Below are 23364 nucleotides of genomic sequence, written 5' to 3'. Positions count from 1 at the left end.
GCCATGGCGCGCAGGATCATTTCCATCGTGGTGACGCTCGCGGTCACCATCGCGGCCTTGCTCGTGCTGCAGCACTTGTGGCGTTATTACATGCGCGACCCGTGGACGCGCGATGCGCACATCGGCGCCGAGGTAGTGCAAATCGCGCCTGACGTCTCGGGACTGGTGTCCGACGTGCGCGTGCGCGACAACGCCGCCGTGCGCCGTGGCGACGTGCTGTTCGTGGTCGATCAAGCGCGCTACAAGATCGCGCTCGAGCAGGCACAGGCGGCTCTCGCGCAAAGCAAGGCGAGCCTCGCGCAGCACAAGGCGAACCTCGCGCAAAGTCTGGCATCCGAGCAGCAATTGCAGCGCGAAGCACAGCGCGACCGCAGTCTCAAAGACCTCGTCGCCACCGAAGAGATCGAGGCGCGCCGCGCCAATCTCGACAAAGCCCATGCCGGCGTCGAAGCCGCCAAAGCCAACATCGCCGCCGCCGAGGCCAGCGTCGCCACGGCGCAGGCGGCGCTCGACCTCGCACGCTTGAACCTCGAGCGCACGGTGGTGCGCAGCCCCGTCGATGGCCGCGCGAGCGACCGCACGGTGCGCGTGGGCGACTACGTGACGGCCGGCAAGGCGGTATTCGCCGTGCTCGACACGGGCTCGTTCCGTATCGACGGCTACTTCGAGGAAACGCGCCTGCGTGGCATTCATGAAGGCGATCCCGTGGACATCCACATCATGGGCGAGCCCGGCGTGCTGCACGGTCATGTGCAAAGCATCGCCGTGGGCATCGAAGACCGCTTTCGCAGCGACGGCGCGACGCTGCTGCCCAACGTGCAACCGGCGTTCGACTGGGTGCGGCTTGCGCAGCGCGTGCCCGTGCGCATCAGCATAGATGCGGTGCCGCAGGGCATGCACCTGATCGCGGGCCGTACGGCCACCGTGAGCATTGAGGCGGGCAAAGCAGAATCCCAGCCCGCGGCACCCACAGCCCCGGCATCTTCCGCGCACGCATCATGAAACGCTTGCTGCAAGGGGGTGTGCTGGCGCTGGTGCTTGCCGGTGTGGCGGCGTGCACGACCGTGGGGCCCGACTATGCGCTGCCCAAGGATTCGCGCTTTGCCCAGACGCAGCAGCAGCCCGTGGCGCTGGACGCGCGCGGCTCCAGCGCCGTGGATGCGGCGCACGCGGCCGTCGCGGGGCGCTGGTGGAAGCTCTACGACGACGCACGGCTCGATGCGCTGGTCGAGCAGGCGCTGCAAGGCAACGTCGAGCTGAAAGTGGCTGCGGCACGCCTTGCGCAGGCGCAGGCACGCTACACGCAAGTGCTCGCACTCGGCGGTGTGAACGGCAACGTCGAGGCCGCCGCGGTGCGGGGCCGCATCTCCGCCGAGTCGCTGCTGCAGCCCGAAGTGCTGCCCGTGGCCAATTTTGCGAACGCAAGTCTGTCCGTGTCCTACCAGCTCGACCTGTTCGGCAAGATTCGGCGCGCCGTGGAAGCCGCGAGCGCCGACGCCGAGGCTGTGCAGGCGGCCAGCGACCTGGCACGCATCAGCGTCGCTGCCGCCGTGGTCGGCGCCTACGCCGAGATTTGCCACGGCAACCATGAACTCGCCGTGGCCCGGCATTCGCTCGAGCTGCAGCAGGCCAGCCGCCAAGTTGCCGCGCGGCTGCACGCGAGCGGCCGCGGCACCGTGACGGCGGTGAAGCGCGCCGAAACCCAGGTGGCAACCCTGCAAGCGGCATTGCCGCTGCTGCAGGCGCGCAAGCAGGCCGCCGCCTACGAGCTGGCCGAGCTGCTGGGCCGCACGCCCGACCAGGTACCCGCCGAGGCCCTGGACTGCGCCGAGGCGCCCGAGCTCAAGCAACCCATCCCAGTCGGTGATGGTGCCGCCTTGCTGCGCCGGCGCCCCGACGTGCGCCAGGTCGAGCGCGAACTCGCAGCCGCCACGGCCGAGATCGGCGTGGCCACTGCCGAGATGTACCCCGACGTGTTCATCGGTGGCTCGATCGGTGCGAACGGCCTGCTCGACGACTTCGGCAAGAAAGTCACGCAGCAGTTCACCTTCGGGCCATTGCTCAGCTGGTCCATCCCGGGCCGCGGTGCGCGGGCGCGGGTGCGCGGCGCGTCGGCGCGTGCCGACATGATGCTGGCCGAGTTCGATCGCGTCGTGCTGCAGGCCCTGCGCGAAACCCAGACCATTTTGAGCAGCTACGCCGAAGACCTGCGCCACGTCGCGGCCCTGCGCGAGGCGCGCGACCGCGCCGAGGTCGCCGCCGCCGACATGCGCCGCCTCTACCAAGGGGGCCGCGTACCCTACCTTGCGAGCCTGGACGCCGAGCGCACCCTGGCTTCGACCGAAGCCAGCCTCGCGGCGGCCGAGGCGCAGGTCTCGAAAGACCAGATCCGTCTGTTCCTCGCGCTCGGTGGCGGCTGGGCCGATCAAGCCGCGGCTACGTCCGCGGGTGCGGCGCACTGAAAGCGCGAGGCCCAAGGCATGCTGCTGCTCGATCGCCAGGCGTGGCTGCATTCGGCCAAGTCATTTCTCGCCTCCATCATCGCGCTCTACATCGCCCTGGCCGCCGACCTGCCGCGGCCCTACTGGGCCATGGCCACTGCTTACATCGTGATGCAGCCGGTGCTCGGCGGCACCAATTCGCGCGGGATTTACCGCATTCTGGGCACCTTGCTCGGATCTTCGGCCGTGATCGTGCTCGTGCCCAATTTGCTCCACGTGCCCGAGGTGCTGAGCCTGGCGCTCTCATTGTGGCTAGCGGGCTGCATGTTCGTTTCGCTGCTGCACCGTGGGCCGTCCTCGTACATCTTCATGCTGGCCGGCTACACGGCTGCCTTCGTCGGGTTTCCCGCGGCGATGCAGCCGGACACGATCTTCGACACCGCCCTCGCGCGCAGCGAGGAAATCGTGCTGGGCAGCCTGTGCGCGGTGGTGATCGGCGCGGTGGTGTTTCCTGTTTCGATCAAGACGCAGCTCCTGCCGCGCATGCAGGCCTTGATGCGAGATGCGCGCTCGTGGTGCGCACAGGTGCTCGCGCACCACGGCAGCCCCGGCGAGCTGCGGCGACGCCTTGCGATGGACTTGTCGCAGCTGGACCTGGTGATCCCTTTTACGCGGCGCGACGATCCGCGCCACCGCGCCCTGGGCGACTGGCTCGCCGAGCTGCGTGCGCGCCTGCTCGGCATGCTGCCCGTGCTGGCCGCGGTCGAGGCCCGGCTCGACGAGCTCGGCGCCGCTGCCAGTGAAGACGCCGAACTGCAGCGGCTGCTCGCAGATCTGCGCAGCTGGATCGAGCAGGAAGCGCCACCCACACAGGCCAGCCTGGACGCATGGCGCACACGCATCGATGGCCTGCGCACGCCGCTCGACCCCGACAGCGCGGCGCTGTTGCGCAACAGCCTGCTGCTGCGCCTGGCGGAACTCGCCGAGCTCTGGTACGACTGCCGTCACCTGCAGCAAGCCATCATCGAAGGCGCGCCACCGCCCGCGCCGGCATTCGGCCTCAACCTGCGGCGCCTCGTGCACATCGGCAACCGCCACATCGATTGGAGCATGGTGAGCTTTTCCGCCCTGGCCGCGGGCGCGACCATGTTTTCGTACTGTCTGCTCTGGCTCGCGCTGGGCTGGCCCGATGGTGCCTCGGGTGCGATGATGGCCGGCGTTGCCGCGGCGTTCTTTGCCGCGCAGGACGACCCGGCGCCGAGCATCGTGCTGTTCCTCAACTGGATCGTGATCGCGACGCTCGTGGCAGGTGTGTACCTGTTCGGCATCCTGCCCGCGATCCATGACTTCGTGCCGCTGGTGCTGGTGGTGGCGACAGTGCTTTTGCCTGCGGGCCTGATGGCGCTGCGCCCCACGCTGTTTTTGCCGGGCATGGTGCTGGTGACGAATTTCGCCACGCTGCTTGCGATCCAGAACCGCTACGAGGCCGACTTCACGCGCTATGTGAATTCATCGCTGTCCACCGTGATCGGCATGCTGTTCGCGCTCGTGGTGACGCGGCTGTTTCGCTCGATCGGCGCCGAATGGAGTGCGCAGCGCCTGGTGCGCCAGGGCTGGGGCCTGCTGGCCGAGGCAGCGGAAGGCAGCGGCACGCAAAACCGTGAACGCTTCATGATCCGCATGCTCGACCTGCTCGGCCTGCTAGCACCACGGCTGGCGTCGCTGCAGCCCGGAGAGGACGTCGCCGGCGTGGATTTGCTCGGCGAAATCCGGCAGGGGCTCAACATCCTCAACCTGCGCCGCGCGCGCAATGATCTGCCAGAGGTCAACCGCGCCGCGCTGAACCGCCTGTTGGGCATGATTGCTGCGCACTACCGCAACCTCCAGCGCGCCGGACGACCACTGCCGCCGCCTGAAGAACTGCGGCTCGCGCTCGAAGCGTCGCTGTCGCGCTTGCGCACCTTGCCGCCTGGCAGTGCGCGCGATGAAGCCCTGCTGGGTTTGATCGGCCTGCGCCAGGGCCTGTTTGCACGGCAGCCTTTGCAAGGCAATGTGGAAGGCGAGAAACTGCCGATCCCCGGCGTGCCGCCGGAAGCGAGCGACAGCGCGCCTGTTTGAAGGACACCCGCTGAACGTTCCCCGTCATAGCGAGGGACTAAGGCCCAGGGCAATGCATGGGGCTTTGGCAACAGCGCCTGCACACACCGCAATGGACAGGACTGGATTGCCGCGCCCCGGCGGGGTTCGCAATGACGGGGCTCTTTGCGGGGGCCAAAATGACCGTCAGACGGTCGTGCGCTTAGCGAAAAGCGCGAGTGAATAAAAAAGTTGCGAAGCGTCCTAGAGCAAACAAGAGAGGGAGGGAGGAGGACACCCCAGGAGGTTCATCCAGTGCGTGGCGCACTGAAAGGCTTCGCAACATCAAAAATCATCAGAACAGGCTCTTGGTCTCGGCACCAAAAACCGTTCCATTGCTGAATATCGTAGAAGATAGAGGATTCTGCCTTGCGCAGAGTTTCTTTGCTCTGCGCAAAGAAATGTAACTTTTTGTGCAGTTGTGGTTGTCGTCAAGACAGGCGTGGTTTTCCTGAATGTCCCTGCGGCTATATCAATGAGAGCAAGCGATCCAACGGAGTGATGATCCGTACGTCTTTTTGGGGTACGGCGGATACGATGCGCCATTCGGGCTGAGACGTGTCACGGGGGATGGGCTCGCCCGGGGGGAGCCCATCGCGCTTGAGCACGACCGCCACGCGCGGAGTGCCGGCCGTCGTGCCGCGCCGCAGCACGACGGCCACGTCTGCGCTCGCCAGGCGCACGAAGGTTCCCGGCGGATAGATGCCCAGTGCCTTGATGATGGTGGCGCCTATGGCATCGGGTTGGCGTGCCTCATCGAAATAGCTCGCGCGCATTGCGGCCGCCACGTCCATAGGGGCGCGGGTGGCACGCGGCGCGATGCGCGCTGCAAATTGATCAGCGCGCTGGATCAGTCGCGCGAGCTGCTGAGCTTCAGGCGTTTGCTCCCACGGCCCCTCGAAGCGCTGGTGGTGACAGCGCACCGCTTCGAGCCAGACCGGGTCGGCTACGCCGAGCTGGCGCAGCAGGGCCGCAGACCGCACAGAGTGCTCGGCGATGGCGGCGATCTGGGCGGCGCTGAGCGGCTCGCTCTGGCGCGCCAACTGGTCTTGCAGGCCGGTCATCGCGATGTTCATGCTGAGCGCTGCGCGGCCCACTTGCAACATGCGCGCATCGGGCCAGCGCAACACCTCCCGCGCGACGATCATGCAAATACTGGCGACGAGCAGCGCATGGGTTGCGCTGTACATCGCGGTTTCCTGCGCCGAGAGATACACCAATGCAAACAAAGTCGCATCGGGCTGCGTAATGCAGCTGCGCACCACAATGGCGTGCAACTCCTGAAAACGCTCGGCAAAATCGTGGACTTGCGGGGTGCGCAGCAATTGGGTGGCGCGCAGTTGCAAGTCCAGCCAATCGATTTTTTCCTCGCTTGGACGTGCGGGGCTTTGCAAGTCCTCCGGACGCAGCGGGGTCGCGGTGATCTTCCCGAGAGGTTCGGACGAAAAAACCATTTTCTGGAGGTGCCGCAAATAGGCTCGCTGCACCTCTTGGGTCTCGTCGGTATCGATGAAGATGGCCGGATTGAGCTTGAGCACGCGCTGTAATTCTTCTTTGTCCGCGATCACATAGCCTTTGCTCGCGAGCAAAACGCCCTTCGGGCCGTACAAAGTAAACGGCAAAGGACGGCCGACGGGGATCGCCGTGGGATCGATGGGCAAAAGATTCATGACGCTGGACGATGCCGTACCAGTCGCTCCTGCCCGGCGCAGGAGCGACTGGAAATAAGCAGTTTTCGTAGCATCATGCGCTCATTTTGATTGGGCTGGTGCGCAATAAAGCTCAGGATTTGGGGTCTTTTTCCAAAGCATCGTGCCCGAAGATCGTGTGCCACAGCGCGAGGATGGCGTCGCGCTGCGCCTGCACGGCGGCGGGATCGAACTGTGCTGGCGCTTCGTCGAGCCGCGCGCGGTGCTGCAGGCGGCGCAGTTCACGGTAGGCGTCGGCGGCGGCGTGCCCGACGCCCGCGGGCAGCAAGCCGGCGTGTTCGGCGCGTTGCAACAAAGCGATGTTGCCTACGTTGTCTATCAGCTCGTCGTGGGTTGCGGCATGCGCGAGCACGAGGTATTGCACGGCGAATTCGGCGTCGAGCATGCCGCCGGGGCTGTGCTTGACGTCGAATTTGTCCGCCGGCACGCGCTGCGCAGCGCGCACGCGCGCACGCATGGCGACGATCTCCTGGCGCAGCGCCTGGGCATCGCGCGGGGCGGTGAGTACGGCGCGGCGCACGGCGTCGAAGCGCGCACGCAGGTCTTCGCTGCCGAGTACGAAGCGCGCGCGCGTCATGGCCTGGTGTTCCCAGGTCCAGGCGGTGTTGCTGCCGCGCTGCTGCTGGTAGTCGGCGTAGGCTTTGAAACTTGTGACCAACAGGCCCGAGTTGCCGTTGGGGCGCAGCGCGGTGTCGATCTCGAACAGATCGCCCTCGCCGGTTTTGACGGTGAGCCAGTTGATGAGCTTGCGCACGAAGGCGGTATAGACCTCGGGCGCGCGCTCGTCCTCGTCGTCGAACACGAACACGATGTCCAGGTCGCTGCCGTAGCCCAGTTCTTTGCCGCCGAGCTTGCCGTAGCCGATGATGCCGAACTGCGGCACCTCGCGGTGGCGGTTTTTGAGGCGGCTCCAGCACCAGTCCGAGGTGACGCGCAGCACGCTGTCGGCGAGCGCGCTGAGGTCGTCGGCCACCTGCTCCACGGTGATGCGGCCTTCCACGTCGCGCGCGAGGATGCGAAAGGTTTCGGCGTGGTGCGCGCGGCGCAGCAGGTTGAGCAGGGCCTCGTCGTCGTCCTCGCCCGTGGACTGCAGCGCGGCGCGGCGCAACGCGAGTTCGCGCTCGAAGTCAGCGGGTACGAAGCGCTCGGCAAACAGCGCTTCGGACGCGAGCTCGTCGATCACGCCCGGGTGCTGCTGCAGATAGCGCGCGAGCCAGCGCGCCGCGCCCAGCAGGTGCAGCAGCTGCTCGTGCACGGCGGGGCGCTCCAGCAGCAGCGCAAGGTAGCTCTCGCGGCGCAGCAGCGGCTCGAGCCAGTCGATCATGCGCACGGCGGCCTGGACGCTGGTGCGCCCCTCGTTGAGCCATTGCGCGGTGCGCAGCACGAGCCGGAACAGGCGCGCGCGTGCCTCGTCGCGCAGGGCCGCGATGCGCGGCAGGGTGCGCCACTGCGCCACGCGCTCGCGCAGCGCAGCGGGCAGTTGTTCGAGCAGGCCATCGAGGTCGGGCGGCGGCAGCTTGCCATGGCCCGCGCCGCAGCTGCGGCCGTTGCACGCGCGCTTGCCCGCGGCTTCCTCATCGCCGCCGAGCAGGTGGTCGAACTCCTGCGCGACCAGTTCCCGGTGCGCGTCGAGTGCGTGCAGAAAAGCGCAGCAGTCGCCGTAGCCCATGGTCTGCGCGATCCAGGCCAGGTCGTCGTCGCGCGTGGGCAGCAGGTGCGTCTGCTGGTCGTCGAGGTACTGGATGCGGTGCTCGACGCGGCGCAGGAACACGTAGGCCTGCGCAAGCGCCTCGGCCGTGGCCTGCGGCATCAGCCCTGCCTGGGCCAGGCGCGGCAGGGCTTCGAGCGTGGCGCGCCGGCGCAGTTCGGGAAACTGACCGCCGCGCACCACCTGCAGCAACTGCACGATGAATTCGATCTCGCGGATGCCGCCGCGCGAGAGCTTCACGTCGTTGGCGCGCTCGGGGCGGCCGGCGCTGCGCCGCGTGGCGTGGTCGCGGATCTGGCGGTGCAGCGTGCGCAGGGATTCGAACACGTTGTAGTCCAGGTAGCGCCGGAACACGAAGGGCAGCACGATGTTGCGCAACTCGCGCACCTGCGGGTGGGCCAGGCTGGTGCGCGGCGCCACGACGCGGCTCTTGAGCCAGGCAAAGCGCTCCCATTCGCGCCCCTGCACCTGCAGATACTCTTCGAGCGCGGCGAGCGAGACGGCGGGCGGGCCGGAGTTGCCGTTAGGGCGCAAGGCCAGATCGACGCGGAACACGAAGCCGTGCTCGGTGGGCTCGCCGACCAGCTGGTAGATCGCTTTGACCGCGCGCGCGAAATACTCGTGGTTGGAGGTGCGGTTGCGCCCTTCGGCGTTGCCCGCGGTTTCACCGTCCTGCGCATAGACGTAGATCAGGTCGATGTCGCTCGAGACGTTGAGCTCGCGCGCGCCGAGTTTGCCCATGCCTATGATCCACAGCGGCACTGCGGCGCCCTCAGCCCCATCAGCCCCGCCATCCAAGCCCAGCGGCCGGCCATGGCGCTCGTCGAGCTCGGCACAGGCGTGCATGCAGGCGCGGTCGAGCGCGAACTCGGCAAGCTCCGTGGCAGCGCGGGTGATCACGGACAGCGGCGCCTGCGCCTCGCAATCGAGGCGGATCAGCCGCTCCATGACCAGTTGGCGCAGCACGCGCAAGGCCGTGCCCACGTCGTAGCCGCGCGCTTGCAGCGCCGCGAAGGCGGGCTCCAGGGTGGCATGGCATGGCGCGCCGGGGGGCAGCAGGGGGAGCTCCTGTGCGTAGCGCCGCTGCAGACGCTGGAAGAAGCGCGAGTGCTGCGCCAGGCCCGCAGTGGGCGCGGCGGTGTCAGGGCTGAGCGAGGGGTTGGTCGGCATGGCGAACGCGGCGTGCGAGAGGGAGGGGGGAAAGAGCGAGCGCAAAGACGGTTTGCCGGCGAAACAAAAACACACGAGGCGAAGGTTTCGCGCCAAGGAGCACGCCGGCCCTGCGGGTCATAATTTCGGCCACTTTACGCCCGCCAATGACAGACTCCGCCGCCCGCCCCTCGCGCGTTCTGCGCATCGTCGCCGCCAGTGCGCGCTGGGCGCTGGGCTTGTTGCTGGCCTTCTGGCTGTTGCTGGCCATCGTCTGGGCGGGTTTGCATGGCTGGATTGTGCCGCGCATCGGGGACTTTCGCGCATCCCTGGAGGCGCAAGCCACGCGCATCGTGGGGGTGCCCGTGCGCATTGGTGCGATCACGGGGCGCTCGACGGGGCTGATTCCTTCCTTCGAGCTGAGCGACGTGACGCTGCTCGACGCGCAGGGGCGGCCCGCGCTGCAGCTGCCGCGCGTGGTGCTGGCGCTGTCGCCGCGCGCCTTGCTCACACGCGGCTTCGAGCAGCTGTACCTCGAGCGCCCGCAGCTCGACGTGCGCCGCACGGCAGACGGGCGCATCCTGATCGGTGGCATCGCGCTGGCGCAAAGCGGTGGCGACAGCGCCTTTGCCGACTGGTTTTTCGCCCAGGCCGAGGTGCTGATCCGCGGCGGCAGCGTGCGCTGGTTCGACGAGCAGCAGGCGGCGCCCGCACCGCTGGAGCTGCATGAGGTCGATGTGCTGCTGCACAACCACGGCTGGCAGCACAACCTGCGTGTGGACGCCACGCCGCCGCCGGCCTGGGGCACGCGCTTCACGCTCATGGCGCGCATGCGCGCCCCGCTGCTGCATCCCCGTGACGGCCAATGGCAGCATTGGAGTGGACAGGTATTTGCCGACTTCGCACACCTCGATCTGGCACAGCTGCGCACGCAGCGTATCCTAGACGCTCCTTTAGATATAGCTAGTGGAGCAGGCAGAATGCGCCTTTGGGCCGATTTAGACCATGCAAACTTGGTGGGAGGTGTGGTCGATGTGGCTATGCACGGACTGCATGCCACCTTTGCGCCCGGGCTGCAGCCCTTGGAGCTCACCGCGCTGGCCGCCCGCATCGGTGGCCAGCGTCGCGCTGACAGCTATGCCATCTTCAGTGAAGGGCTGCGTTTCATCACCGAAAGCGGTTTGGTTTGGCCTGGCGGCAATCTGCGCTTGCAGCACACGGAGGCGACCGCGCACCTGCCTGCACGGACGCAGTTGGAGGCCGAGCGCTTGGATTTGGCGGCACTCGCACAAATTGGTGCCGACCTGCCACTCGGCGCGGCCGTGCACTCGGCGCTGCGCCGCTATCGGCCGCAAGGGCATGTAGATACGCTGCAAGCGAGCTGGCGAGGGGCGCTCGATGCGCCGACGCAATACCAGCTGCGCGGCAAGGTACGAGGTTTGGCTTTCGCCAGCCCGAGCCTGGCCGACGCGGCGGGCCAAAGCGCTTCCATCGGCATGCCAGCGTTGCGTGGAGCAACGCTGGACTTGGACCTGAGCCAAGACGGCGGGCGGGCCACTCTAGCGATCGACGATGGCGCCCTGGTGCTGCCGGGCATTTTCGAGGAGCCCGAGGTGCCCATAGACCATTTGGACGCCGAGTTGCATTGGCAGGTGCAAAGCCTGCGCAGCCAGGGGGCCAAGTCCGCCGCCTTGGCGCCCTCCATCGCACTGCAGGCGCGCAACGTGCGATTTGCCAACGCCGATATGCAGGGCGAAGCGCAGTTCAGCTGGCATACCCTCGATGGAGAAAAGAGCGCAGCCGAAGCGCGTTTGCCTGGCGTGCTTGACCTCACGGGCAGCCTGAGTCGTGCCAACGGCACGCGCGTGTGGCGCTATTTGCCCTTGGGTATTCCGGCAGAGACGCGCCACTATGTGCGTGACGCCGTGCGCGCAGGCCAGGCCAGTCGGGTGCAGTTTCGCGTGCGCGGCGACTTGCGCCACATCCCCTTCAGCGACCCGCGCCAAGGAGACTTCCACATCACGGCGCGAGTGAGCGATGTCAACTATGCCTATGTGCCTACGTCCCCAGCGGGTGCCTTGCCCTGGCCTGCCTTGACCGACTTGAGCGGCGAGCTGGTATTCGATCGCGTCAGCATGAGTGTGCGCGGCGCGAGCGGCAGCTTCGCGGGGTTCCCGACGCTACGTTTGTCCAAGGTCGAGGCGCGCCTGCCCGACCTCGAACACCCCACGGTCGGTGTGAGTGCCGACGCGCAAGGGCCCCTGCCGCAGTTGCTGCAACTCGTACGCAACTCTCCACTCGCCCGCTTGACGGGCAATGCACTCGACCAAGCCAGTGGCACGGGCAATGCGGCACTGCAATTGCACTTGCAGCTTCCGATCAGCCACATCGAACAATCCAAGGTGCAAGGAAAAATTCAGTTTGCGGGCAACGATTTGCGCATCACCCCTGACACCCCCTTGCTCACGCGCTGCGCGGGCATGGTGCAGTTCAGCGAGACGGGGTTTAGCCTGGCTGGCGTACAGGCACGCACCTTGGGGGGCGATGTGCGCCTCGAAGGCGGTATGCGTCCTGTGGTCGGGGGGGCTGCCGAGAGTGCGCCAATCCAGCTGCGCGCGCAGGGCACGGCCAGCGCGCAGGGCTTGCAACAGGCGCGCGAGCTGGGCTGGCTCGCGCAGCTCGCGCGCCACGCGAGCGGTAGTGCCGCATACACCCTGAATGTACGTGTGCGCCAGGGAGTTCCAGAGCTACAGCTCAACAGCAATCTGCAAGGAATGGCGCTGGCTCTGCCGGCGCCACTTGCCAAGCCGGCGCAGAGCAGCTTGCCATTGCACTATGAAAACCAGTTATTGCATGAGTCCATGGCGGGGGTTGGAGGCAGCCCGGCAGCGGTGCTGCGCGACCAGCTCTCCGTCGATCTGGGGGGCGTGGGCACGGCCACGTGGCAGCGTGAAATACGTGCTGGACAGACGCGCGTGCTGCGTGGCGCTATCGGTTTGGGGCTACCCCCATGGGAGAGCCCGCCCTTGCCGGCAGAAGGTGTGCGCGCCGCAGTGCAGATAGCTCGACTGGACATGGAGGCATGGGAGAAGGTGCTGACACCCCTTGATTCAAGTGCCGTGGTTGCAGCACAGGCAGCGGCCCGCAGTGCCGTTGGCATGGCGGACTACCAGCCGACGGTGCTCACCTTGCGCGCCGACGAGCTCGTCCTGCAGGGGCGCACCTTGCACCATGTGCTGCTCGCAGGGGCCCGCGACGACGCCGTATGGCGTGCCAATCTCAGCGCGGTCGAGCTCGAAGGCTACCTCGAATATCGCCCCGGTGCGCGGGAGAGCGAGGCCGCAGAGGCGGCGCCGGGCCAGCTGTACGCGCGGCTCACGCGCCTGCAACTGCCGTCCGGCGAAGCATCGCAGATCGAGGATTTGTTCGCTCAGCAACCGCGCACCCTCCCTGCGCTCGATGTGGTGGTCGACGACTTCGAGCTGCGCGGCCGCAAATGGGGTCGGCTGGAGGTGCAAGCCCAAAACCGTGGCGTGGGAAACGCAGCTTGGGAGTGGCGGCTCGCCAAGCTGAACATCACGACACCCGAAGCCAGTCTCCAGGCGACGGGCAACTGGGCATTGCTGGGCGACACGGGCGGCAAGGTCGCCAGCATGGCGCGACAACGGCGCACAGCGCTGAATTTTCGCCTCGACATCCGCAACGCTGGCGACCTTTTGGCGCGTTTTGGCATGGCCCATGTGGTGCGCCGTGGCAAAGGGTTCATGGAAGGCCAGGTGGCCTGGACGGGCGCGCCCATGAATCCAGACTACCGCAGCATGACGGGACAGGTGCATTTGGATGTGCAATCGGGCCAGTTCCTGCAGGCCGATCCTGGGCTGGCCAAGTTGTTGGGCGTATTGAGTCTGCAGGCATTGCCGCGCCGGCTGACGCTGGACTTTCGGGATGTGTTCAGCGAGGGTTTCGCCTTCGATTTCGTGCGCGGCGACGTGCGCATAGACCAAGGAGTTGCCAGCACCAACAACCTGCAAATGAAAGGTGTGAATGCCGCCGTGCTGATGGAAGGCAGTGCCGATTTGAACCGGGAAACCCAGGACTTGTATGTGGTTGTGGTACCCGAGCTCAACGCCATGACGGCCTCGCTCGTGGCCACGGCCATCAATCCCGTGGTCGGCCTGGGCAGCTTTCTTGCGCAAATGGTGCTGCGTGGCCCTTTGACGGAAAAAACCACGCGTGAATTCCACATCGACGGACCTTGGGCCGACCCGCATGTCGAGCGTGTCGCCATTCCTGCGCATGGCAAGCCGCTGCCAGGCAAAGATCCAGCAAGTCCCGCCGCTGCCGACGCACCCGCCGCGCCGGTTCCCGCTTCACCCACCACCTCGCCGCAAGGAGCACCCTCATGAAAATCGCTGCCATCCAGATGGTCTCGGGCATAGACGTCCAGAGCAACCTCGCCACCGCGCGCAGCCTGCTCGAACAGGCTGCAGCCCAAGGGGCTGAACTTGCCGTATTGCCGGAATACTTTTGCTCCATGGGACGGCGTGATGGCGACAAGCTGCAGCTGCGTGAAACGCCGGGCGACGGCCCGATACAGGACTTTCTTGCGCGCTGCGCACGCGAGTTGCAACTGTGGATCGTGGGCGGCACGCTGCCGCTTTTTGCGAGCGACGCCGAACACGTGCGCAACAGTTCGCTGGTCTATGACCCGGCGGGCCGCTGCGTGGCGCGCTACGACAAGATTCACCTCTTTCGCTTCGCCAACGGCCGCGAGCACTACGACGAAAGCCGCACCATTGAAGCCGGCACCGAGCCGGTGCAGTTCGAGCTCATGGCGCGCTCGGGCGCACGCTGGCGCGTCGGCCTGAGCGTGTGCTACGACCTGCGCTTTCCCGAGCTGTACCGCGCGCATGCGCGCGCCGGCGCCGATCTGCTGCTCGTGCCCAGCGCTTTTACCTACACCACGGGCGAGGCGCACTGGGAGATTTTGCTGCGCGCCCGCGCCATCGAGAATCTGGCCTACGTGCTCGCGCCCGCACAAGGTGGACAGCACGAAAACGGCCGCCGCACCTGGGGCCACAGCATGCTCATAGACCCATGGGGCAGCGTGCTTGGTGTGCTTGCGCAGGGCCCTGGTGTGGTGCTGGGTGAGCTCAGCGCGCCGCGCTTGCGTGAAGTACGCACGCAGCTACCCGCCCTCGAGCATCGCATCTTGCCCTGAGGCTCTGGCTCGGGTCGCGCTTCATTGGGGAGGTTCTTTGGGGGATTTTTGCGCGCCTTCGGCGACCGGGGGCGTGGCTTGCGTCGTTTCGTCGTGGCGCGGCGCCTGTCGCAGTTCCCCGCCTTTGCGACCGGAAAACATCGTCCACCAGACGATGAGCAACAACAATGCGAGCGCGAGCAGCGCTTCGAGCAAAATCATTCCCATGAGACTGAACCTCCTACGCCTTGTGGCGACGGTTGCCATTGTAGGAACGCTGGTCGCCTGCTCTACGGTACAACGTGGCTCGGGACGTTCCGACGTTTCTGCGCCGCTTATTCCACCAGCGGCCCCTGTGTCATCGAACCCCGCCCCTGCGAGCGCGGGCAAGAGCCGCTGGGTGCCCGCGTCCTGGGACGAGCTGCCCGGCTTTGCCGACGACACGCTGTATGAAGCCTGGAATGCCTGGATCAAAAGCTGCGAACGCCCTGCCCCCGCCTTTGCCCCCCTCTGCCGCGAGGTGCGCCAGCTCAGCATCGCCAGCGGCGAGGAGCAGCGCGTCTGGATGGTCGCGCGCTTGCAGCCGTATCGCATCGAGTCCGCGGATGGCAATCCGGAAGGCTTGCTGACGGGTTATTACGAGCCGCTCTTCGACGCTGCGCGCAAGCCGGGCAACGGCTTCAACGTCCCCCTCTATGGATTGCCCGCAGGGTACGGCACGCGCCGTCCTTGGTTCACGCGCCAGCAGATCGACACCCTGCCCGAAGCCCAGGCAGCGCTGCAAGGCCGCGCGATCGCCTGGCTGCGCGATCCGCTCGAGGCGCTGGCGCTGCATATCCAGGGCTCGGGTCGGCTGCGCATCACCGAGCCCGACGGCAGCGTGCGCCTGGTGCGCCTGGCCTTTGCCGGCACCAACGACCAGCCCTACCAGAGCGTGGGCCGCTGGCTGCTCGACCAAGGCCTCACGCGGGATGCCACCTGGCCCGGCATACGCGCCTGGCTGGCGCAAAACCCCACGCGAGCCAGCGAACTGCTGTGGGCCAATCCGCGCTACGTGTTCTTTCGCGAAGAGCCGCTGAGCCCGCTGGACGCGAATTTCGGCCCACGCGGCGCGCAGGGCGTGCCGCTCACGCCAGGGCGCTCGATCGCCGTCGATCGCCAGAGCATCCCCTACGGCACGCCGGTCTGGCTGGCCTCCACAGGGCCGCAGGTGCAGTTGCAGCGCCTGGTGCTCGCACAGGACACGGGCAGCGCGATCGTCGGCGCCGTGCGCGCCGACTTCTTCACCGGTTGGGGCCCCGAGGCCGGCGACCTGGCCGGGCGCCTCAAGCAAAATCTGCGCTTGTGGGTGCTGTGGCCGCGCTGAGGAATGAATCTCGTGTTGTCCCGCAGGCGGTACTGCGCGCGGGCGCCAGTGCAGTGTTTGATGCTTGATGCTTGATGCGACCAATAAAACCGATGGATTTTTGGTCAGGGCAAGGCGCAAACCGCAGCGATACCGGGTGGTATCGCGAGGATTTGCAACGCGGCCCAGGCCTAAAAGACGCGGTTTTATTTCGCAGATAGCGTCGAACACTGCACTAGCGAACATCTGCCTGCCATTGGGGACGCTGCAGAGCAACCCGTCATTGCGAGCCCCGCAGAGGCGCGGCAATCCAGTCCTGTCCACTGCCAAGAGCGCAGGCGCTGTGCGCCATGGCCTTTTGAGACGCCAGAGCGGCGTGAGCCCTCTGGATGGTGCGCGGCGCCATGATATAAATCCGCGCAATTCCATCATTCTTTTTTCTGTTTTGCTGCGGTACCTCGTCTTCTTGGGTGCGCGACGGCCCGCGTCTCTTCGGTTGTTGAGCGGGTCAGGCATGCCCTTGCCCGCTTTTCTTCTCTGCTCCCGATGAAGCGCGGTTTTTACACCATCATGGCGGCGCAGTTTTTCAGCTCGCTGGCGGACAATGCCTTGTTCGTCGCGGCTGTTGAATTGCTGCGTACCAGCGGCGCACCGGAGTGGCAGCGTGCCGCGCTGGTGCCGATGTTCGCCCTGTTTTATGTGGTACTTGCCCCCTTCGTAGGAGCCTTCGCTGACGCTCTGCCCAAGGGGCAGGTGATGTTTCTGAGCAATGCGGTCAAAGTCGTCGGGTGCATGCTGATGTTGCTTGGCGCGCATCCGCTGCTGGCCTACGCTGTGGTGGGGTTGGGCGCCGCAGCTTATTCGCCCGCCAAGTACGGCATCCTGACCGAATTGCTACCAGCCTCGCAATTGGTGCGCGCCAATGGCTGGATAGAGGGGCTCACCATCGCCTCCATCATCTTGGGTGTATTGTTGGGCGGGCAGCTCGTGGGCCCGAATTTGTCGCATTGGCTGCTTTTGTTCGATTTCCCTTTCATTGAAACCGGGGTGGACACTCCGGCCGAGTCAGCCATCGCAACCTTGATCGTCGTCTATGCGCTTGCTGCGTGGTTCAATACCCGTATCCCGCATACCGGAGTAGAGATGCGTGCACTGCGCCAGCACGCCGAGCATGGAGTGCTGCGCAGTGCACTCGCCTTGTTGCCCGATTTTTGGGATTGCAACCGGCGTTTATGGCGCGATAAATTGGGGCAAATTACGTTGGCCACGACCACTTTGTTTTGGGGTGTGGGCGGCAATCTCAAGTTCATCGTCCTGGCCTGGGCTGCGGTGGCGTTGGGGTATGACACTTCGCAGGCATCGACGCTGACAGGGGTGGTGGCGCTGGGCACGGCCATAGGAGCCGTGGTGGCATCCCTGCACATGCGCCTGGATCATGCAACGCGCGTGTTACCCATGGGGATAGGTATGGGGGTGATGCTGGTGCTGATCATTTTCATTCATCAGGTTGGCGTAGCCGTTCCATACCTGATCCTGTTGGGCGCGCTCGGTGGGGGGCTTGTGGTTCCCATGAATGCGTTGCTGCAGCACCGCGGACATCGCTTGATGGGGGCTGGGCGCTCCATTGCGGTGCAAAATTTCAACGAGCAGGCGAGTATTCTTGGTTTGGGAGTGTTCTATAGCCTGGCGCTCAAGTTGGGGTTGTCGGTATTTGGTGCCATCATGGTCTTTGGTGTGGCAGTAGCGGGGATGATGTGGTTCATTCAGCGCTGGCACGCCTACAACTGTCGGCACTATGGGCCCGAGCTCGAGCATCTATTGCGCTTGGCAAGGCAGGAAATCCATCACTGACCTCTCGCCCTGAGGGCTCATTCGGCAGCGCTTCGCGTCTATGTATCGCCGGGGTGATTATTCTTGCCGTTACCACTGCTCATGGCATGGGCTGTTTTACAAGCCCTGATCGAGGGGCTTGGGTGAGCCAGTCAAAGGGCCCCGTGTTCCCCGCCGATGGCCGCTTTGCAGTCCATCGGAGCGACGCCAAGCCAGCCGTCGCGGGTCGCGCTCGGCGCAAGTCCTGGCGGCCCATCGGAGGAATCGTTTTGCGCGGGCGGGGTTCGACGGTTTTTGTTCACAATCCGGCGCTACTCTATACAATCGCGCCCCGGTGCCAGGGCTATGCGGCCAAAGGTCGGCAAAAAGTGGCTTGTTATTGCGCCACTTCGGCTTGTTGTGGCTCCAAAGTTTGACGGGCGTCCAGTGATCGTTTGAGGCGGTCTGCGATCTACCGATAGCGAGGAGATGAATTTCCTGTGAAAACCAAAACAAGTGACTCGGGCGTGGCTAAAAATAAAAAGGCCTTGGTTGACGTGGCTGCCCCGGCGTCTGATACCGTTGCCCCTTCGCGGGAAAAAATGGCCAAAAATGGCAAGGGTGGCGTTGTGCCGCTCACCCATCTTCATGGCATTGATTCCGAAAAAAGCCCGAATCGCGCTCCTGAAACTATTCACGCTAGCTCTTCATCCATCATGTCCACTGCTGTCGTACCGCAAAAACCTGTAGCTCCCAAGAAGAATCCCAAACTTGCCGAAAACTGGAAGACCAAGCCTGCCGAGGAGTTGACGGACGAAGAAGTGCTTGCCATGCCCGAGAGCGAGTACATGAATGAAAAGCAATTGGCTTTTTTCCGCCACAAATTGCTGCGCCTGCGCCAGGAAATCCTCCACAGCGCGGACGAAACTACCGAGCATCTGCGTGAAGAAACGGTGGTCGTTCCCGATCCCGCGGACCGGGCAACCATAGAAGAAGAGCATGCCCTCGAGCTCAGGACACGCGATCGCGAACGCAAACTGCTCAAAAAAATCGAACAATCGCTCGCGCGCATCGATTCCGGCGACTATGGGTATTGCGCCGAAACGGGGGAGCCTATCGGTGTCGGCCGGCTGATTGCGCGTCCCACCGCCACCCTGTCGCTCGAAGCGCAGCAACGGCGTGAACTCAAGCAAAAACTGTTTGGAGACTGACCCGTTTTCGGCCTTCATGATGCACAAGGCTTTGCTGGCCGCACCATGCCATGAGTAAGGAAGAATCTTCCCGCGGGGGGCTGCTTTCCAAGGTGGTGCGATTCGTTCGCAACCCTACCGTGCCCTGGTCAGAGCTCGATGCACTGGAAAACGAGCATGCGGGCGACTACAGCAAACAAGCGCTCAAGGAGTTGCTGGAGCGCAAGCGGCGCAATGATTTCGTGCGACGCAGGGAGTTCGCCCAATTGCGTCAGCTGCGGCAGCGCGACGCCAAACAGCAGCAGCGCAGTGAGGAGCAGGCTACAGCGCCGTCTTTCCATGGTGAGCCGCATTCGCCCGGCGAGCGTGCCGTAACCTTGCAGAAAATCGATGAAATCGAAGCGCAAATGTCGCAGCAATGGTGGAAGACGCCCGACGTGCGCGTGGGCCCGGTGCCCGATCTTCCTGCGCAGGCCCCTGCTATGCCGGCTTCAGCGGGGGGTGCTGAAAGTGCGGCGCAAGCCTTCGCGCCGACCGAGGCAATGGCCTTGTCTGCCGTGATCGGGGAGGACGGTGAAATTGGCGGCTCGACGGGCGCTGCGATGCACGCAAACGCGGGCTCAGTTGCTGAGCCGGGCTTGGGGCAGCAGCAAGCGCAGGCGGGTCAGATCATGTGCCAAGGCTCTGAAGCCCAGGTGCCCGGCGGGGCAGGGTTGCCGCCAGAGAAGTTCGTTCACCTCCCTGAACTCGAAGAAGCCGCAATCCAATTTGCTCAAGGCGATTTGGCAAGCGCCGAGAGGTCTTTGCTGGATATTCTGGCGCAGCAAAGGCCCGATGAGCCGGCGCAGTCGCACCACGCCGAGGTCTGGATGGCTCTGTTTGACCTGTACCGGGTGACCGGTCAAGCCGAGCGGTTCGAATCATTGGCGATTGATTTCGCAGCCCGTTTCGGTCGTTCGGCGCCTTTGTGGTTTTCTTGGTCCGGCGATCGATTGTTGGCCGGCGCCGCAGGTGCGACAAATGCCGGCGCTCACAGGGGCTTCCATTGGCATGCGCCATCGACCCTGACCGTTTCGGCGCTTGCCGCTCTGCGCAATGCGCTGCCATCAGCGGCGCGGCCGTGGACGCTGGTTTGGTCGCGCGTCAAGGCCATAGATGAAGAGGCCGTGCCGGTTTTGACGGAGTTGTTTGGCTGCTGGGCACAGGATTCGACGGCCCAGTTCGTATTCGAGGGTGTGCAGGCGCTGCAATTTTTACTTGCAGACAAAACCCCTTCGGGGGAAAAGAGCCAGACGGGCCACTGGTGGCTGCTGCGCATGGCATTGTTGCGCCTCATGGGGCGCATAGACGAATTCGAGCTGGTCGCGCTCGACTATTGCGTCACTTTCGAGGTGTCCCCGCCCGCCTGGGAAGCGCCGCGCTGCAGCTACGCCGACGGCGAGGAGGCTGATTCGGCGCCCTCGCACGATGCCCCTCCCTCAGAAGATTTTTTCGAGAGCACTACTGGCGCTTTTTCGCTTCCTGCACCGCTTGATCCCGGCCCCATGGCATCGCTCAGCGGTGAGGTCGAGGGCGATGCGACGCCATTGTTGACGCCGCTGGAAGCGCAAATGCAAGCAGGCATACCTTTGGTCATCGATTGCGAACACCTCATACGCATGGATTTCGCTGCGGCCGGGACGCTGCTCAATTGGGTGGCCGAGCAGCAATCGAAAGGCCATCAGGTGCAATTGGACAAGCTGCACCGCTTGGTGGCAATTCTGTTCAACGTGATCGGCGTCGATGAGCATGCCTGGGTGGTGGTGCGTAAAAATTGACTTTTGCTGATTGCGGCAGCACGTGTGCCGGCCCATGGGCATGAAAAGCCCGCGCTCTCAACGATCGGCGTTCCGGCGGCTTGTCTGCAGACGCTGCACCCTCATCTAAACCCACTATGCAAGCTTCGACCGAATTTCCCACCTTCCACGGCACCACCATCCTGTGCGTGCGCCGCCAAACCGCCGATGGCGTGCAGGTTGCCCTGGGCGGCGACGGCCAGGTCACGCTGGGCAACATCGTCGTCAAAGGCACGGCGCGCAAGGTGCGCAAGCTGCACCACGGCAAGGTGCTGGCGGGCTTTGCTGGGGCCACGGCCGATGCCTTCACGCTGTTCGAGCGCTTCGAGGCCAAACTCGAAAAGCACCAGGGCCACCTGGTGCGCGCCGCGATCGAGCTCACCAAGGACTGGCGCACTGACCGCGTGCTGCGCCGCCTCGAAGCCATGCTGGCCGTGGCCGACCGCGAGGCCTCGCTGATCATCACGGGCAACGGCGACGTGCTCGAGCCCGAGCATGGCATCGTCGCCATAGGCTCGGGCGGTGCCTACGCGCAGTCTGCGGCCAAAGCCTTGCTCGACCATACCGAACTGCCCGCGCACGAGGTCGTGAAAAAATCGCTGGAGATCGCCGGCGAGCTGTGCATCTACACCAACATGCACCACACCATAGAGACGCTGTGAATCCGGCAGTCTGCGGAATGCCTCTGTTTTGATAGCTGCTTGCGCTTGATACATCAGCGCATTCGGCACTTTTGATACAAATTTTTATGTCGTCCATGACCCCCCAGGAAATCGTCTCCGAGCTCGACCGCCACATCGTCGGCCAGGCGGCGGCCAAGCGTGCCGTGGCGATCGCGCTGCGCAACCGCTGGCGCCGCCAGCAGGTCGACGCGGGCCTGCGCCAGGAGATCACGCCCAAGAACATCCTCATGATCGGCCCCACGGGCGTAGGCAAGACCGAGATCGCGCGGCGCCTCGCGCGCCTGGCCGACGCGCCTTTCATCAAGGTCGAGGCCACCAAGTTCACCGAGGTCGGCTACGTGGGCAAGGACGTGGACAGCATCGTGCGCGACCTCGCCGAAGTCGCCGTCAAGCAGATGCGCGAGGCGGAGATGCGCAAGGTGCGCACCCTGGCCGAAGACGCTGCCGAGGAACGCATCCTCGACGTGCTGGTGCCGCCCGCGCGCACCGGCGCCGAGCCCGCCGACAGCACCGCGCGCCAGGTGTTTCGCAAGAAGCTGCGCGAGGGCCTGCTCGATGACAAGGAAGTGGACATCGAGCTTGCCGAAAGCCGGCCCACGCTTGAAATCATGGGCCCGGCGGGCATGGAGGAAATGGCCGAGCAATTGCGCGGCATGTTCAGCCAGCTCGGCCAGGACAAGCGCCGCACACGCCGCCTCAAGATCGCCGAGGCGCGCAAACTGCTGACCGAGGAGGAGGCCGCCAAGCGCGTCAACGAGGAGGAAATCCGCACGCGCGCGCTCGCCAATGCCGAGCAAAACGGCATCGTCTTCATCGACGAGATCGACAAGGTCGCCGCGCGCCAGGAAACGAGCGGTGCTGACGTCTCGCGCCAGGGCGTACAGCGCGACCTACTGCCGCTCGTGGAAGGCACCACGGTGTCCACCAAGTACGGCATGGTCAAGACCGACCACATTTTGTTCATCGCTTCGGGCGCGTTCCACCTCGCCAAGCCGAGCGATCTGATCCCCGAGCTGCAGGGGCGCTTTCCGATCCGCGTCGAGCTCGAATCGCTCTCGGTGCAGGACTTCGAGGCCATCCTCACGCAGACGCACGCCAGCCTGGTCAAGCAATACCAGGCGCTGCTCGCCACCGAGGGCGTGCGGCTGGAGTTTCTGCCCGAAGGCATCACGCGCCTCGCGCACATCGCCTTCGAGGTCAACGAGCGCACCGAGAACATCGGCGCGCGCCGCCTGGCCACGGTGCTGGAGCGGCTGCTCGACGAGGTCAGCTTCGAGGCCACGCGCCTTGCAGGCCAGACCGTGACCATAGACGCCGCCTACGTCGATGCCCGGCTGCAAAGCCTGAGCCAGAACGAAGACCTGTCGCGCTACATCCTCTGAATCCCGCGCGCGGGTCAGGTGCCCCGGAGCTTGCGCGCCGAGCACGGCGCCGTGGGGTGCAGCCCGCCATGCCTTCTGGCTGGGCCGGCCTCGCGGCCGCCCCCTTTTCTGAATGTGCCACATGCAAAGCCTGCGCTAAGTGCCTATACGGCAATGGTTTTTCTTTTTCCGCTGTTTGCATTCGGCGGATAAGTCCTTGATTTCATTACAAAAAAATCCCGCAAGGGCCCTTGCGCGGCCGGCGTTTCCTGCTACAGTGCAAAAAAGTGCAATGAAGTGGTGAAAAGTGCCATAAATCCCCGATTCCTGGGGTGCAGTGGCTTCAACCGAGCTGGGGAATCTTCGTCGTGTTCCAGGGTGCCTCGTCGCTGAGTCTCGATGCCAAGGGGCGGCTGTCCGTGCCGACCCGGCACCGCGACGTCCTGCTCGCGACGGCGGCAGGCCAGCTCACGATCACCAAGCACCCGCACGGCTGCCTGATGGTGTTCCCGCGCCCCGAGTGGGAAAAGTTCCGCGAACGCATTGCCCAGCTGCCCATGTCGGCGCAGTGGTGGAAGCGCATCTTCCTGGGCAACGCAATGGACGTGGAAATGGACGCCACGGGCCGCGTGCTGATTTCGCCCGAACTGCGTGCGGCCGCCGGCATCAGCAAGGAATCCATCCTGCTGGGCATGGGCAGCTACTTCGAGCTCTGGGACAAGGCCAGCTACGACGCGCAGGAAGCGCAGGCCATGCAGGGCGAGATGCCCGACGTCTTCAAAGATTTTTCTTTCTGAG

At 65.1% G+C, this 23364-nt stretch carries 15 protein-coding genes; 12 read left to right on the top strand and 3 right to left on the bottom strand.

The genetic code is table 11. From position 1 onward, the window contains the following. Positions 1-3 precede the first annotated feature (3 nt). Genes DFR45_RS03850 through DFR45_RS03840 form a run of 3 tightly spaced genes read left to right on the top strand, consistent with a single transcriptional unit; the run spans position 4 to position 4559 of the window. Positions 4-1002: an HlyD family secretion protein gene (locus tag DFR45_RS03850; RefSeq protein WP_114482375.1), complete on the top strand. Its 999-nt coding sequence runs from the start codon at positions 4-6 to the stop codon at positions 1000-1002. Continuing rightward, on the top strand, positions 999-2462 hold the full coding sequence (locus DFR45_RS03845; RefSeq protein ID WP_114482374.1) for an efflux transporter outer membrane subunit: 1464 nt from the start codon (positions 999-1001) through the stop codon (positions 2460-2462). Before DFR45_RS03850 ends, DFR45_RS03845 begins: the two co-directional genes overlap by 4 nt. Positions 2463-2480: 18 nt before the next feature. Beyond that, positions 2481-4559 carry an FUSC family protein gene (locus tag DFR45_RS03840; RefSeq protein WP_114482373.1) on the top strand — a complete coding sequence of 693 codons (2079 nt, stop codon included), beginning with the start codon at positions 2481-2483 and terminating at the stop codon, positions 4557-4559. 485 nt (positions 4560-5044) lie between these two features. Here the strand turns inward: DFR45_RS03840 and DFR45_RS03835 are convergent, their stop codons facing one another. Together DFR45_RS03835 and glnE are read right to left on the bottom strand one after the other, a co-directional pair. Then, a complete protein-coding gene (locus tag DFR45_RS03835) occupies positions 5045-6247 on the bottom strand; it encodes an HD-GYP domain-containing protein (protein ID WP_114482372.1) in 1203 nt (400 codons plus the stop codon). 112 nt (positions 6248-6359) lie between these two features. After that, positions 6360-9164 carry a bifunctional [glutamate--ammonia ligase]-adenylyl-L-tyrosine phosphorylase/[glutamate--ammonia-ligase] adenylyltransferase gene (gene glnE, locus DFR45_RS03830; RefSeq protein WP_114482682.1) on the bottom strand — a complete coding sequence of 935 codons (2805 nt, stop codon included), beginning with the start codon at positions 9162-9164 and terminating at the stop codon, positions 6360-6362. A gap of 146 nt (positions 9165-9310) precedes the next feature. Here glnE and DFR45_RS03825 point away from each other — a divergent pair, with 146 nt between their 5' ends. Both DFR45_RS03825 and DFR45_RS03820 read left to right on the top strand, forming a co-directional pair. Then, positions 9311-13549 carry a YhdP family protein gene (locus DFR45_RS03825; RefSeq protein ID WP_114482371.1) on the top strand — a complete coding sequence of 1413 codons (4239 nt, stop codon included), beginning with the start codon at positions 9311-9313 and terminating at the stop codon, positions 13547-13549. Continuing rightward, positions 13546-14364, top strand: a complete 819-nt coding sequence (locus tag DFR45_RS03820) for a carbon-nitrogen hydrolase family protein (protein ID WP_114482370.1) — start codon at positions 13546-13548, stop codon at positions 14362-14364. The genes DFR45_RS03825 and DFR45_RS03820 overlap by 4 nt, the downstream gene beginning before the upstream one ends. 21 nt (positions 14365-14385) lie before the next feature. Here DFR45_RS03820 and DFR45_RS03815 read toward each other — a convergent pair whose 3' ends face one another. Then, positions 14386-14571 (bottom strand): hypothetical protein, encoded by a 186-nt coding sequence (locus tag DFR45_RS03815; RefSeq protein ID WP_114482369.1) that lies wholly within the window; start codon positions 14569-14571, stop codon positions 14386-14388. Here DFR45_RS03815 and mltA point away from each other — a divergent pair. From mltA to mraZ, 7 genes are all read left to right on the top strand, one after another. After that, positions 14504-15709 carry a murein transglycosylase A gene (mltA, locus tag DFR45_RS03810; RefSeq protein ID WP_241659324.1) on the top strand — a complete coding sequence of 402 codons (1206 nt, stop codon included), beginning with the start codon at positions 14504-14506 and terminating at the stop codon, positions 15707-15709. The genes DFR45_RS03815 and mltA overlap by 68 nt on opposite strands. A gap of 525 nt (positions 15710-16234) precedes the next feature. Then, complete coding sequence (lplT, locus tag DFR45_RS03805; RefSeq protein ID WP_114482367.1) at positions 16235-17539, top strand: lysophospholipid transporter LplT; 1305 nt, start codon at positions 16235-16237, stop codon at positions 17537-17539. 458 nt (positions 17540-17997) lie between these two features. Beyond that, positions 17998-18708, top strand: a complete 711-nt coding sequence (dksA, locus tag DFR45_RS03800; protein WP_241659308.1) for an RNA polymerase-binding protein DksA — start codon at positions 17998-18000, stop codon at positions 18706-18708. Positions 18709-18758: 50 nt separating this feature from the next. Further along, positions 18759-20504, top strand: a complete 1746-nt coding sequence (locus DFR45_RS03795; RefSeq protein ID WP_114482365.1) for an STAS domain-containing protein — start codon at positions 18759-18761, stop codon at positions 20502-20504. A 116-nt stretch (positions 20505-20620) separates the two neighbouring features. Next, positions 20621-21184 (top strand): ATP-dependent protease subunit HslV, encoded by a 564-nt coding sequence (hslV, locus tag DFR45_RS03790; protein WP_114482364.1) that lies wholly within the window; start codon positions 20621-20623, stop codon positions 21182-21184. Between the two features lie 86 nt (positions 21185-21270). Continuing rightward, entirely contained in the window at positions 21271-22587 is a 1317-nt protein-coding gene (hslU, locus tag DFR45_RS03785) for an ATP-dependent protease ATPase subunit HslU (RefSeq protein ID WP_114482363.1), read from the top strand. 347 nt (positions 22588-22934) lie between these two features. Continuing rightward, complete coding sequence (gene mraZ / locus DFR45_RS03780; RefSeq protein WP_114482362.1) at positions 22935-23363, top strand: division/cell wall cluster transcriptional repressor MraZ; 429 nt, start codon at positions 22935-22937, stop codon at positions 23361-23363. Position 23364 lies beyond the last annotated feature (1 nt).

Source organism: Extensimonas vulgaris (assembly GCF_003337425.1).
In the GTDB taxonomy this organism is placed as follows: Bacteria; Pseudomonadota; Gammaproteobacteria; order Burkholderiales; family Burkholderiaceae_C; genus Extensimonas; species Extensimonas vulgaris.
This window is presented reverse-complemented; position numbering and strand designations above follow the sequence as displayed.

Coding starts and splice junctions, on each gene's coding strand:
- DFR45_RS03850 (WP_114482375.1), top strand. CDS start 4: ATGGCGCGCAGGATCATTTCCATCGTGGTGACGCTCGCGGTCACCATC.
- DFR45_RS03845 (WP_114482374.1), top strand. CDS start 999: ATGAAACGCTTGCTGCAAGGGGGTGTGCTGGCGCTGGTGCTTGCCGGT.
- DFR45_RS03840 (WP_114482373.1), top strand. CDS start 2,481: ATGCTGCTGCTCGATCGCCAGGCGTGGCTGCATTCGGCCAAGTCATTT.
- DFR45_RS03835 (WP_114482372.1), bottom strand. CDS start 6,247: ATGAATCTTTTGCCCATCGATCCCACGGCGATCCCCGTCGGCCGTCCT.
- glnE (WP_114482682.1), bottom strand. CDS start 9,164: ATGCCGACCAACCCCTCGCTCAGCCCTGACACCGCCGCGCCCACTGCG.
- DFR45_RS03825 (WP_114482371.1), top strand. CDS start 9,311: ATGACAGACTCCGCCGCCCGCCCCTCGCGCGTTCTGCGCATCGTCGCC.
- DFR45_RS03820 (WP_114482370.1), top strand. CDS start 13,546: ATGAAAATCGCTGCCATCCAGATGGTCTCGGGCATAGACGTCCAGAGC.
- DFR45_RS03815 (WP_114482369.1), bottom strand. CDS start 14,571: ATGGGAATGATTTTGCTCGAAGCGCTGCTCGCGCTCGCATTGTTGTTG.
- lplT (WP_114482367.1), top strand. CDS start 16,235: ATGAAGCGCGGTTTTTACACCATCATGGCGGCGCAGTTTTTCAGCTCG.
- DFR45_RS03795 (WP_114482365.1), top strand. CDS start 18,759: ATGAGTAAGGAAGAATCTTCCCGCGGGGGGCTGCTTTCCAAGGTGGTG.
- hslV (WP_114482364.1), top strand. CDS start 20,621: ATGCAAGCTTCGACCGAATTTCCCACCTTCCACGGCACCACCATCCTG.
- hslU (WP_114482363.1), top strand. CDS start 21,271: ATGTCGTCCATGACCCCCCAGGAAATCGTCTCCGAGCTCGACCGCCAC.